Source organism: Photorhabdus africana, from assembly GCF_035181445.1.
GTDB classification, from domain to species: domain Bacteria; phylum Pseudomonadota; class Gammaproteobacteria; order Enterobacterales; family Enterobacteriaceae; genus Photorhabdus; species Photorhabdus laumondii.
Genome location: NZ_JAXBVE010000257.1, coordinates 1 through 268 on the forward strand (window position 1 = coordinate 1; position 268 = coordinate 268).

The 268-nt window shown below is 54.1% G+C and carries 1 protein-coding gene; it reads right to left on the reverse strand.

Features of this window, described 5'->3' with window-relative positions; all coding sequences use genetic code 11:
• Window positions 1–268: Ig-like domain-containing protein (locus SLS51_RS23665; RefSeq protein ID WP_323840901.1), on the reverse strand; the 268-nt coding region annotated here is incomplete at both ends.

Sequence of the window (268 nt, forward strand, 5' to 3'; positions counted from 1 at the left end):
CAGAATGTTGGCATCGCTCAGATACCATTGTTGAGCAGCTAATGGATCGAGCGGGACTTCCGGGGTCAATAATGTCGCAACGGCGCGCATCGGCGCGGTTTCCCCACTGCTTAGATCGACTACCGATGCTGACGGATTCCCGGCTGCGTCAGTTACACCATATTTAAAGCTAATGACACCGGTGTAATCTGCATCCGGCGTAAACAAGACATCGCCCTGAGCTGTGAGGCTGACCGTACCGCCTATCGCATCCCCAACATTGGCAATG